At 40.3% G+C, this 11,498-nt stretch carries 10 protein-coding genes and 1 rRNA gene; all 11 read left to right on the top strand.

Features of this window, described 5'->3' with window-relative positions; translation table 11 throughout:
• Positions 1-8 precede the first annotated feature (8 nt).
• The gene (gene atpA / locus BM380_RS17850; protein ID WP_013466263.1) at positions 9-1,550 is read left to right on the top strand and encodes a F0F1 ATP synthase subunit alpha; all 1,542 of its coding nucleotides are present in this window, start codon (positions 9-11) and stop codon (positions 1,548-1,550) included.
• A 59-nt stretch (positions 1,551-1,609) separates the two neighbouring features.
• A complete protein-coding gene (atpG, locus tag BM380_RS17855) occupies positions 1,610-2,470 on the top strand; it encodes a F0F1 ATP synthase subunit gamma (RefSeq protein ID WP_008464174.1) in 861 nt (286 codons plus the stop codon).
• A 33-nt stretch (positions 2,471-2,503) separates the two neighbouring features.
• The gene (gene atpD / locus BM380_RS17860; protein ID WP_008464175.1) at positions 2,504-3,889 is read left to right on the top strand and encodes a F0F1 ATP synthase subunit beta; all 1,386 of its coding nucleotides are present in this window, start codon (positions 2,504-2,506) and stop codon (positions 3,887-3,889) included.
• A gap of 13 nt (positions 3,890-3,902) precedes the next feature.
• Entirely contained in the window at positions 3,903-4,325 is a 423-nt protein-coding gene (locus tag BM380_RS17865; protein ID WP_008464176.1) for a F0F1 ATP synthase subunit epsilon, read from the top strand.
• Positions 4,326-4,622: 297 nt separating this feature from the next.
• On the top strand, positions 4,623-5,981 hold the full coding sequence (glmU, locus tag BM380_RS17870; RefSeq protein ID WP_090495422.1) for a bifunctional UDP-N-acetylglucosamine diphosphorylase/glucosamine-1-phosphate N-acetyltransferase GlmU: 1,359 nt from the start codon (positions 4,623-4,625) through the stop codon (positions 5,979-5,981).
• A gap of 110 nt (positions 5,982-6,091) precedes the next feature.
• A complete protein-coding gene (locus tag BM380_RS17875) occupies positions 6,092-7,036 on the top strand; it encodes a hypothetical protein (RefSeq protein ID WP_090495424.1) in 945 nt (314 codons plus the stop codon).
• Positions 7,033-7,623 (top strand): DUF1240 domain-containing protein, encoded by a 591-nt coding sequence (locus BM380_RS17880; protein WP_090495425.1) that lies wholly within the window; start codon positions 7,033-7,035, stop codon positions 7,621-7,623. Before BM380_RS17875 ends, BM380_RS17880 begins: the two co-directional genes overlap by 4 nt.
• Before the next feature lie 37 nt (positions 7,624-7,660).
• A complete protein-coding gene (locus tag BM380_RS17885; RefSeq protein ID WP_254772082.1) occupies positions 7,661-8,263 on the top strand; it encodes a hypothetical protein in 603 nt (200 codons plus the stop codon).
• Positions 8,264-8,266: 3 nt separating this feature from the next.
• Complete coding sequence (locus tag BM380_RS17890; protein ID WP_090495427.1) at positions 8,267-8,872, top strand: DUF1240 domain-containing protein; 606 nt, start codon at positions 8,267-8,269, stop codon at positions 8,870-8,872.
• A 158-nt stretch (positions 8,873-9,030) separates the two neighbouring features.
• Entirely contained in the window at positions 9,031-10,815 is a 1,785-nt protein-coding gene (locus tag BM380_RS17895) for a choice-of-anchor I family protein (RefSeq protein WP_090495428.1), read from the top strand.
• Positions 10,816-11,424: 609 nt separating this feature from the next.
• Positions 11,425-11,498, top strand: a 16S ribosomal RNA gene (locus BM380_RS17900); the annotation flags it as partial.

Consider the following 11,498-nt stretch of genomic DNA (forward strand, 5'->3'; position numbering starts at 1 on the left):
AAAAGAGCATGCAACTTAATTCCACTGAAATTTCAGATCTGATCAAACAACGTATTGAGAAGTTCGAAGTTGTAAGTGAAGCTCGTAACGAAGGTACAATTGTATCTGTTACTGACGGTATCATTCGCATCCACGGTCTAGCTGACTGTATGCAAGGTGAGATGATTGAGCTTCCTGGCAACCGTTATGCTATCGCACTAAACCTTGAGCGCGACTCAATTGGTGCAGTAGTAATGGGTCCTTACGCTGACCTTACAGAAGGCGTAAAAGTATACACAACTGGTCGTATCTTAGAAGTGCCTGTTGGTGCGGGTCTACTTGGTCGTGTTGTTAACACACTAGGTGCTCCTATCGATGGTAAAGGCGCTTTAGATAACGACGGTTTTGAACCTGTAGAAAAAATTGCACCAGGTGTAATCGAGCGTCAATCAGTAGATGAGCCAGTGCAAACTGGTTACAAATCTATCGATGCAATGATTCCAGTTGGTCGTGGTCAACGTGAGCTTGTTATCGGTGACCGCCAAACAGGTAAAACTGCACTAGCAATCGATGCAATCATCAACCAAAAAGACACAGGCGTTAAGTGTGTGTACGTAGCGGTTGGTCAAAAAGCATCTACTATTGCTAACGTAGTACGTAAATTAGAAGAGCACGGTGCACTTGCAAATACTATCGTAGTTGTAGCATCTGCTTCTGAATCTGCGGCACTTCAGTACTTAGCACCGTTCTCGGGCTGTACTATGGGTGAATACTTCCGTGACCGTGGTGAAAACGCATTAATCGTATATGATGATTTATCTAAGCAAGCTGTTGCTTACCGTCAAATCTCATTGCTACTTAAGCGTCCACCAGGCCGTGAAGCATACCCAGGTGACGTATTCTACCTTCACTCGCGTCTTTTAGAGCGTGCATCACGTGTAAACACTGATTACGTTGAAAAATTCACTAACGGTGAAGTGAAAGGTAAAACAGGTTCATTGACGGCATTGCCTATCATTGAAACTCAAGGCGGCGACGTTTCTGCGTTCGTACCGACAAACGTTATCTCTATCACCGATGGTCAGATCTTCTTAGAAACTGACTTATTCAACTCAGGTATCCGTCCGGCAGTAAATGCTGGTATCTCGGTATCGCGTGTTGGTGGTGCTGCACAAACTAAAATCGTTAAGAAACTAGGTGGCGGTATCCGTCTAGCCCTAGCTCAGTACCGTGAATTAGCTGCGTTCTCGCAGTTCGCGTCTGACCTTGATGATGCTACTCGTGCTCAACTTGAGCATGGTGAGCGTGTAACAGAGCTAATGAAGCAGAAACAGTACGCGCCAATGTCTGTTGCTGAAATGTCTTTGTCGTTATTCGCAGCTGAGAAAGGTTACTTAAAAGACATCGAAATCGCTAAAATTATGGATTTCGAAGCGGCTTTACTTTCTTACGCAAATAGCACATACGCAGAGCTTATGGCTCAAATCAATGAAACTGGTAACTACAACGCCGAGATCGAAGCGCAGCTTAAAGAACTTCTAGAGAAGTTCAAGTCTACGCAAACTTGGTAATTTAGTTATTAATGGTGTGCTTTATATCTTAAAGCACACCTTGATTCGGAGAGAGAGTCATGGCCAGCGGAAAAGAGATTAAAAGCAAGATCGGCAGTATTAAAAATACTCAAAAGATCACTAGCGCAATGGAAATGGTTGCTGCGTCTAAAATGAAAAAGGCGCAAGAACGAGTGGCTTCAAGCCGTCCATACGCTGAAAAATTACGTAAAGTGATTGGTCGTGTTGCTCAAGCAAATCTTGATTTTACTCACCCGTTCTTAGAAGAACGTGAAGTAAAACGAGTTGGTTATATTGTTATCTCTACTGACCGTGGTCTGTGTGGCGGTTTAAACTCAAACGAGTTTAAAAAAGTCGCATTAGAGATTAAAGCGTGGAAAGAAAAAGGCGTAGATGCTGATTTTGCTACTTTAGGTAGTAAAGCAGCTGGCTTCTTTCAACGTTTTGGTGGTCAAGTACTTGCTAAAAAAGCAGGTCTTGGAGATAAGCCTTCAGTACAGGACGTAATTGGTCCAGTAAAAATAATGCTAGATGCATTCTCTGAAGGTAAAATTGACCGTTTATTCCTGGTATATAACAATTTTGTTAATACCATGAAGCAAGAGCCAATAGTAGATCAGTTACTCCCTTTGCCAAAAGCTGAAGAAGAAGTATCTACACATGCGTGGGATTACTTATATGAACCAAACCCAGAGGCTATTTTAGAGTCTTTGTTAGTACGTTTCATTGAGTCTCAAGTATACCAAGGTGTAGTTGAAAACGCTGCCTCTGAACAGGCTGCCCGCATGGTTGCAATGAAAGCTGCAACTGATAATGCCGGTGACCTTATGGATGAGTTACAGCTTGTATATAACAAAGCTCGCCAAGCAGCAATCACACAAGAAATTAGTGAGATTTGTTCTGGTTCAGCAGCAGTTTAATGCTTCAGGCAAAGATTAACGAGAGGAATAGACATGAGTTTAGGTAAGGTCGTCCAAATTATCGGCGCCGTTGTGGATATCGAATTTCCACAAGACAGCGTGCCAGCCGTATATGACGCGCTAAAAGTAACAGATGGCGATTTAGCTGGTTTGACTTTAGAAGTTCAACAGCAGCTAGGTGGCGGTGTGGTACGTACTATCGCACTAGGTACTACAGACGGTTTACGTCGTGGTGCTGCAGTAGCAAACACAGGCGAAGCAATTCAAGTTCCAGTTGGTACTAAGACCCTAGGTCGTATCATGAACGTACTTGGTGAGCCAATTGATGAAGCAGGTCCAATCGGTGAAGACGAGCGTATGTCTATCCACCGTGCAGCACCTACTTACGAAGAGCAATCAAGCTCAGTTGAACTTTTAGAAACGGGTATCAAGGTAATCGACCTTGTATGTCCATTCGCTAAAGGTGGTAAAGTTGGTTTATTCGGTGGTGCCGGTGTTGGTAAAACCGTAAACATGATGGAACTTATCCGTAACATCGCAATCGAGCACAGCGGCTACTCAGTATTCGCAGGTGTTGGTGAGCGTACTCGTGAGGGTAACGATTTCTACCATGAGATGAACGATTCAAACGTACTTGATAAAGTATCGCTTGTATACGGTCAGATGAACGAGCCACCGGGTAACCGTTTACGCGTAGCGTTAACAGGTCTTACTATGGCTGAGAAGTTCCGTGACGAAGGTCGCGACGTACTTTTCTTCGTAGATAACATCTACCGTTACACACTTGCGGGTACAGAAGTATCAGCACTTCTTGGTCGTATGCCATCAGCGGTAGGTTACCAGCCTACACTTGCTGAAGAAATGGGTGTACTTCAAGAGCGTATCGCATCTACTAAGACAGGTTCAATTACTTCAATCCAAGCGGTATATGTACCTGCGGATGATTTAACGGATCCATCTCCAGCAACAACGTTTGCTCACTTAGATGCAACAGTGGTACTTTCACGTGATATCGCATCACTAGGTATCTACCCAGCGGTAGACCCTCTTGATTCATCTTCACGTCAGCTTGATCCACAAGTAATCGGTGAAGAGCACTACGGTATAGCGCGCGGCGTTCAAACAGTTCTTCAGCGTTACAAAGAGCTTAAAGACATCATCGCGATTCTAGGTATGGACGAGCTTTCTGACGAAGATAAGCAACTTGTATCTCGTGCACGTAAAATCCAGCGTTTCCTATCTCAGCCATTCTTCGTGGCAGAGGTATTTACAGGTGCGCCAGGTAAATACGTTTCACTTAAAGACACAATTGCAGGCTTCAAAGGTATCTTAAACGGTGAGTTTGATGATATGCCAGAGCAAGCGTTCTACATGGTTGGCTCTATCGAAGAAGCTCAAGAAAAAGCCAAAAGCATGTAATTAGGAGGGTAGTATGGCAGCTATGACTGTACATCTTGATGTAGTAAGTGCTGAAGAGAAATTATTTTCTGGTTTAGTAGAATCTATTCAAGTATCTGGTAGTGAAGGTGAGTTAGGTGTTAACGCCGGTCACGCCCCACTACTAACTGCCCTTAAACCTGGTATGGTACGTTTAGTTAAGCAATTTGGTGAAGAAGAACTCATCTATATTGCTGGCGGTACACTAGAAGTTCAACCGAACATAGTGACCGTACTTGCTGATACAGCTGTTCGTGGTGAAGACCTAGACGAAAAAGCTGCAGAGCAAGCTAAGCGTGACGCTGAAGCCCAAATGGCAAAAGGCGCATCTGCTGAACTTGATTACAATCAAGCAGCAATGCAACTAGCTGAAGCAATTGCTCAGCTACGCATTATTCAGCAATTACGTAAAAAGTAAGCCTATCTGGTTTTTAAAAGCCCACTTTATGTGGGCTTTTTTGTGCTTGATGATAAATCCCGTGGCTATTTGTAAATAAATTAATCGTTATGGCTAATATCTCTTCATTATTACTTATATCTACGCAAGATCCTCGTTACAATAACCCTATTCTATTAGGTGTTATTTTGCTTAAGTTAAGATTCAGTAGTCATTGCTTAGCCTACTGAGTATTTGCACATGATGTGACTTACGTAATCTACTTTGCAGCACACTTATTCTATCAAGCTAAAACAACGGAAAAAGGAAATTGTTTTAATGGCTCTAACAACAGTAATTCTTGCAGCGGGTAAAGGTACTCGTATGCGCTCTGCTCTGCCTAAGGTACTGCATAAAGTGGCAGGTAAACCTATGGTGCAACACGTTATCGATAATGCCAATGCGCTAGGTGCTACATCGACTAACTTAGTTTATGGTCATGGCGGCGAACTATTACAACAACAATTAGCCGATAATAACGTAAACTGGGTGCTGCAAGCTGAACAGCTAGGTACAGGCCACGCAGTGGCACAAGCAAACCCTCATATTAATGACGACGACACTGTACTGGTTTTATACGGTGACGTACCTTTAACTAAGCAATCTACACTTGAACGTTTATTAGCAGCGACACCTAAAAATGGCTTAGCAGTGTTAACCGTTAATCTAGCAAACCCAAATGGTTACGGGCGTATGCTACGTGTTGATGGCAAGCTAGTGGGTATTGTTGAACAAAAAGATGCCAATGCAGAGCAGTTACTTATTAACGAAGTAAACACCGGTATTATGGCGGTTAATGGCAAGCTTTTAAAAACATGGTTAGGTAATTTATCTAACAATAATGCTCAAGGCGAATACTACCTAACAGATATAGTCGCTATGGCGCATAGTGAAGGGGTGGAAATTACATCAGCACAGCCAGATCACCCAATGGAAGTTGAAGGTGCAAATAACCGCGTACAACTTGCAGGTTTAGAGCGTGCTTACCAAGCATGGCAAGCAGAAGAACTCATGCTAAATGGGGCCACCCTTGCTGACCCTGCACGTATTGACGTACGTGGCGACGTTAAAACAGGTGAAGACGTCCTTATCGATATCAACGTTATTTTTGAAGGTACAGTAACCTTAGGTAATAACGTACAAATTGGCCCTAACTGCGTACTTAAAAACTGTAGCATCGGCGATAACGTTATTATTAAAGCTAATACACTAATTGAAGATGCATCAGTTGCAGCTCAATGTACACTCGGTCCATACGCCCGCCTTCGCCCTGGTGCAGTAATGGAAGAAGACTCGCACATTGGTAACTTTGTCGAAATGAAAAAAACCCGTTTAGGCAAAGGCTCTAAAGCAAACCACTTAAGTTACTTAGGTGATGCTGAAATTGGCGAAAAAGTGAATATTGGCGCAGGCACTATTACCTGTAACTACGATGGCGTGAATAAAGCCAAAACAATTATTGGCGATAATGCCTTTATTGGCTCTAACTCATCACTGGTTGCTCCTGTAAATATTGGTGCTACAGCAACTGTTGGCGCAGGCTCTGTTATTACCAATGCCGTAGCGGATGAGCAGCTAGCCGTGGCACGTGGCAAGCAACGCAATTTAGATGGTTGGAAACGCCCAGTTAAAAAGTGATTTTATAAGTACCTAAAAGCGAGCTTTTTTTGCTCGCTCTTATTGCCTTTGTCCATAAAATACTTACAATGCTAAGTTAATGGATTAACAATAGACAATAAGGATTTACTATGTCTGCTCATGCTCGTCGTGCAATTGCACAAAGACAACGCCAACTCCAAATAAAAACGCTTCTTGCCGGTAACAACCATACTCTATTACTAATGAATTCAGCAGAGTTTGTTGATTACATTATTTCTGTAAAAATGAAACAAGGTAAATCTCGTTCTGAAGCGGTTGACTGGATTGATGGTGTATTAGCACAGCATAACTCAGCATCGAGTATTTGGGAGCGAATAAAAGATCCTCTAAAGACAGGCGCAGGCCTTTATCCTCTATTTGATGATATGAAGGCATTAGCCATTATAGCTGTTGCAATGCAGCGCCAAGGTAATGCTTTCGGTAAGTTTAAAATAAAAATTTACAATGGCTCTCCTGCTATTATTATCAGTTCTTATCCTGGAATACGTACTCACCTTACGGGTACCCGTTATTTGGCGAGTAACCCTAAGCTATTCACTATAGGAGTGGGTAAGCTCGAAGCAGCCAAAGCGATGAAAACCGGCTTCGTTGTTAGTTTAATTATTTCAGTGACATTTCATGCAATCGACCAGGTTTTAAATGACCAAAAAACATGGCATGACTTAGTTGCTGGAATTGCTGTTGATATGGCAGTGGTTGGAGCTGCTATTTTAACTACTAGTACAATATTAGGTGCTGCGGGAGCTGCATCAGCAGGTTTAGCAACAATAATTGCAGGTTCAGTTTTAGTTCCTTTGTTGGTCGTTGTAATTGTTGGGGTTGCTTTCTCAATTGCATTTTCGGATACAAGTGATTATGTAAAAGTACTTTCTGAAGAATTAAGAAACATCGAAAGTAATATACAAAGTGGTGTATTTAAAATTAGGGCTGGAGCGCAGAAAATCAATAACGAATACAAAGAAAGTCCAAATGAATTTTTACATAAAATTTTTGGAGTTCCTATTTTTAATAAAGCTAGGTCTTATAACTTGTGAAATTTTTAGAATGGAAAAAAGCAGATAAAAAGTTATCTCTTACAAATATGAAAGAAATAGCATCTATTTTTTTCTTATTAATTGTTAGTGGAGGACTGTGCTATAAAATAGCCTTAAACTTTTTTTCCGAAGTGGAAACTATATTTTTAGTTAGTCAACCTCGATTTTTTATAAAAGAGCAAGCTACTATACTTTTATCTTTTTTATTATTGCCTTGCTTATTTTTAATTTTTTTATCGACCCTACAGCGTTTTTTGGGATTTGATATAGAGTTAACTTTAGTTAATGCATTTAAAAGTGCTGTTGTAGGTTTAATTGTTTTATTAATTCTATCAATCCCGACTAACATAGTTATAGAAGCTAATTTAAAGAGCAAAGGCTACATTTATTGTAATTGGTACACTGGTGCTTCAGTTCGTGATCCTGATGTTTGGTTGAAAAACGATGAGTTATGCTTACAAGATGGCTCTGTAATCACTAGTGATATTTATGATTGGTTTGAAATGCATAATGAGCAAGGAACTGAACCGACTCTAAATGAATTAGAGTCTTTTATTAAAAAGACAAGAATGGAACTTGGTAGATAAAATAAAGCAGACCTAATAATTCGGCTATATGTTCGAGATGTCTACAGCCAGAATTTTGCAATGGCTACCCACAGTCATAATTGACTCTTATCCTGGAATACGCGCTCACCTTACAGGTACCCGTTATTTGGCTAGTAACCCTAAGCTATTCACTATAGGTGTGGGTAAGCTCGAAGCAGCCAAAGCGATGAAAACCGGCTTCGTTATTAGTTTAATTATTTCAGTGACATTTCATGCAATCGACCAAGCTTTAAATGACCAAAAAACATGGCATGACTTAGTTGCTGGTATAGCTGTAGATATGGCCGTGGTTGGAGCAGCTATAGCTACGACAGTGGCTGTAACGCATATTGCAACGGCCTTTGCTGGGGCTGTTATTGTTACCAGTGCTGTAATACCCCTTATTATTGTTGTTAGTGTAGGGCTCGCTTTTACTGTTCTCACAATGGTTTTTTCAACAGACCCAATCGTAGATGCTATCGCATTTAAGCTGAGAAAAATTGAAAGCGATATTAGCTCTGGAATAATTAACATAAATAAAAAGCTGAAACAGGGTTTTTCTGAAGATCCCTATGCCTTTTTTAATTCTTTATTTGGGTTGCCATCTATAAATCTAAATAGTAATAAAAATGAGCTATAAACAATGTCTATTTTAGAATGGGAAAAATCCGAGGAACGTTTTACAGAACAAAGCTTCGAGCATAAATTAACTGTTGTGATAGGCCTGTTTGCTTTTATATTATTTACAATTGCTTTATTTTACTTCTCTTATTATGGGTTTGTTGAAAATGTTTATTTTGATGAGTCGCTTTATTATATTCGAGAAAGCGGCTTGTTGGCTCCGATAATAGTAATGGCTCCATTTCCTGTTTTAATGACAATTGCAGGTTTACAAAAAGTATTGAACTTCCGCAATGAAAAAACAATAAGGTTAATGGTAAAGCTTATGCTGCGCGCAATACCTTTATATATAATTTTATCTATTGCTAATAGTTTTTATATTGAGTCTAAATTAACACTCGAGGGATATAGCTTTTGTAATTGGTATACCAGTCCATCATTAAGAGATCCCGATGTTTGGCTAAAAAATGATGAATTATGCCTACAGGGTGGTTCCGTCATAATCAGTGATGTTACCGATTGGTTTGAACAGAAAAACCAACAAGGTATTGAACCTTCCGTTGATGAGTTAAAAGAGTTTATAAAAATAACTCGAAAAATGCGCGATGATTATATAAATAATATGTAGCAGCCAGTCCATTTAAATGAGTAACAGGCCAAGCCCTATTTAAAGCGAGTTTTATAACTCGCTTTTTTATTGTCTAAATATTCTATAAATAAAAATGCCATACTGTTGTCATCCCTGTGTGTTGATATTTAACTAATACAACACTAAGGAAAACAATAATGTTAAACAAATCAATAATAGCCCTTTCTTTGCTATCACTATTAACTGGTTGCTCACTAGATGGTGATGACGGCCAAAATGGCGCACAGGGTGTACAAGGTACAGCGGGTAGTAATGGTGAAAACGGCACTAATGCAAATTCAGCTTTAAATATCAATCTTATTGGCCGCGCAGTACTCAATGCACAAAGCCCAGAGGGTGCAGCTGAAATAGTCGCCTACCAAGCCTCTAAAAAGTGGATTTATGCAATTAATAGCTCTGGCGATGAGGCAGTTGTGAATATCATTCCTGCCGATACGTTCGACACTGCAGCATTAGTAAAAGATAACGAAGGTATTGTAACCGCGACCAACTTAGCCTCTGCCATTACGCTCTCACTAAATGAAAATACGCCTGGTGATGCAAACAGCATAGCTATCGATGCAAATAACCAATTATTAGCGGTAGCAATGGCTGCTACAAACGTGGGCGAAGCTGGCCAAATAGCGTTTTACAATATTGGCGGAGATACACCAGTATTTATTAAAAATGTAACTGTAGGTGCCCTACCCGACATGGTGACATTTAGCCATGATGGTGCAAAAGTAGTGGTTGCTAATGAAGGTGAACCTAATGGCGACTACAGTATCGACCCCGAAGGCACAATTAGCATTATCGATATCAATAACGGCACTATTGCCGATACCGCTTTGAGCATAAACTTTCAAGCTTACAATAATAAGCAAGCAGAATTAGAAGCGCAGGGCTTAGTGTTTGCCAATCCTACTGGACGTACTATTAATGGTAATTTAATAAATACCACCGTCGCTATGGATTTAGAGCCAGAGTATGTGAGTATTTCCAAGGATAATAAATACGCCTATGTCTCTATTCAAGAAAATAACGGCCTAGCTATCATCAACCTTGAAGATAATTCCCTTGAGCTAAAAGGGCTCGGTTTTAAAGATTGGTCAAACTTACAATTTGACGCTTCAGACAAAGACGGCGGTGTTAACTTTAAATCATACCCTGGTTTATATGGCATGTATCAGCCAGATACAATTGCAAGTTTTAGTTGGAAAGGAGCCAACTTTATTGTATCTGCCAATGAGGGTGATGCACGCGAATACTTTTTTGATGCCAGCGATGAAGCTGATTGTATAGCCAAGGGCGGCCTTGATTATGACGCTAAAGATGGGTGTTTGGCATATATAGATGAAAGCCGCGTAGAAGATCTAGCTCTCGCAGCTAATTTCGATTACTTAAATAACGATGATAACGACATTGGTCGTTTAAAAGTTACAACAGTAAAAGGTGATATAAATAACGACGGCCAATACGAATCGCTTTATGCCTATGGCGCACGCTCATTTACCATTTGGGATAGCAATGGGCTGGTGGTGTTTGACTCAGGCGATCAAATTGCACGGGTGACCGCTTCTGTTCATGGCAACGCGTTTAATAATAACGAAGATGAAAACAAAGGCGATACACGCTCAGATGATAAAGGGGCAGAACCCGAAGCGCTAACATTAGGTGAGGTTGGCGATAGGTTATTTGCTTTTGTTGGCTTAGAGCGTATGGGCACAATAATGGTGTTTGATATAACCAACCCTTACGATGTGAAATTTCAAGACTACTTTTATAATCGTGGTTTAGAACCAAGTGCAGATATAAGTGGCGATCTTGCTCCTGAAGGAATGACATTTGTTCCTGCAGCGCAAAGTGCAACAAACGAAGCACTGCTTATAATCGGTAATGAAATCTCAGGCTCAATTGCCGTATGGGAAATAACAACTCAGTAATTAGTAAAGTTTTAAGTAAAAGCGATGTAGCGGTTTTCTATAAATCGCTTTTACTTTCTCGTATCTTAATAACTATGCCTTTTCTGAATGCTTTTTAATCAAAAACAGCCCTGCAGCCCTTTGTTTGTATGGTTATTGTACTAAATTGAAATTAATTTAATAAAACTGAAATAAAGCATTGACCCTCTCCAGAATATCCCTATAATGCGCATCCACTGACCCGGCAGGCAGCAATGAAAAGCGCTGAACAAACGGTAAGTGAGTCGAGTAAAACTTAGCTTTTAAATCTTTTAAAAGAAACTAAAAATTAAGTGTTGACAAAAAAATAGGAAAGCGTAGTATGCGCAGCCCTAGCGAGATAAAGTTAAACGCTTTAATCGCAACGTTCTTTAACAATATAAAGCAATCATCTGTGTGGGCACTCGTACAGATTGAGTTCTAACAGCCAAGCTACTTAGGTAGTGAGGCAAACAAATTTAGAGTCTCAATTGAAACTGAGTGACCAACAGAATAGTTACTTTTAGTAATTATTCAGCACAGTCAATTCAATATCGAAAGATATTAAATAAATTCAGAATTCATTGAGCTGTCGAAAGACATAAAACTTTTTAATTGAAGAGTTTGATCATGGCTCAGATTGAACGCTGGCGGCAGGCCTAACACATGCAAGTCGAGCGGTAACA

Source organism: Pseudoalteromonas sp. DSM 26666, from assembly GCF_900116475.1.
GTDB classification, from domain to species: Bacteria; Pseudomonadota; Gammaproteobacteria; order Enterobacterales; family Alteromonadaceae; genus Pseudoalteromonas; species Pseudoalteromonas tetraodonis.

What these genes read in the sequence shown, in the direction of transcription:
- BM380_RS17875 (WP_090495424.1), top strand. Translation starts at nt 6,092, where the DNA reads ATGTCTGCTCATGCTCGTCGTGCAATTGCACAAAGACAACGCCAACTC.
- BM380_RS17895 (WP_090495428.1), top strand. Translation starts at nt 9,031, where the DNA reads ATGTTAAACAAATCAATAATAGCCCTTTCTTTGCTATCACTATTAACT.
- BM380_RS17890 (WP_090495427.1), top strand. Translation starts at nt 8,267, where the DNA reads ATGTCTATTTTAGAATGGGAAAAATCCGAGGAACGTTTTACAGAACAA.
- atpA (WP_013466263.1), top strand. Translation starts at nt 9, where the DNA reads ATGCAACTTAATTCCACTGAAATTTCAGATCTGATCAAACAACGTATT.
- BM380_RS17885 (WP_254772082.1), top strand. Translation starts at nt 7,661, where the DNA reads ATGTCTACAGCCAGAATTTTGCAATGGCTACCCACAGTCATAATTGAC.
- atpD (WP_008464175.1), top strand. Translation starts at nt 2,504, where the DNA reads ATGAGTTTAGGTAAGGTCGTCCAAATTATCGGCGCCGTTGTGGATATC.
- BM380_RS17865 (WP_008464176.1), top strand. Translation starts at nt 3,903, where the DNA reads ATGGCAGCTATGACTGTACATCTTGATGTAGTAAGTGCTGAAGAGAAA.
- atpG (WP_008464174.1), top strand. Translation starts at nt 1,610, where the DNA reads ATGGCCAGCGGAAAAGAGATTAAAAGCAAGATCGGCAGTATTAAAAAT.
- glmU (WP_090495422.1), top strand. Translation starts at nt 4,623, where the DNA reads ATGGCTCTAACAACAGTAATTCTTGCAGCGGGTAAAGGTACTCGTATG.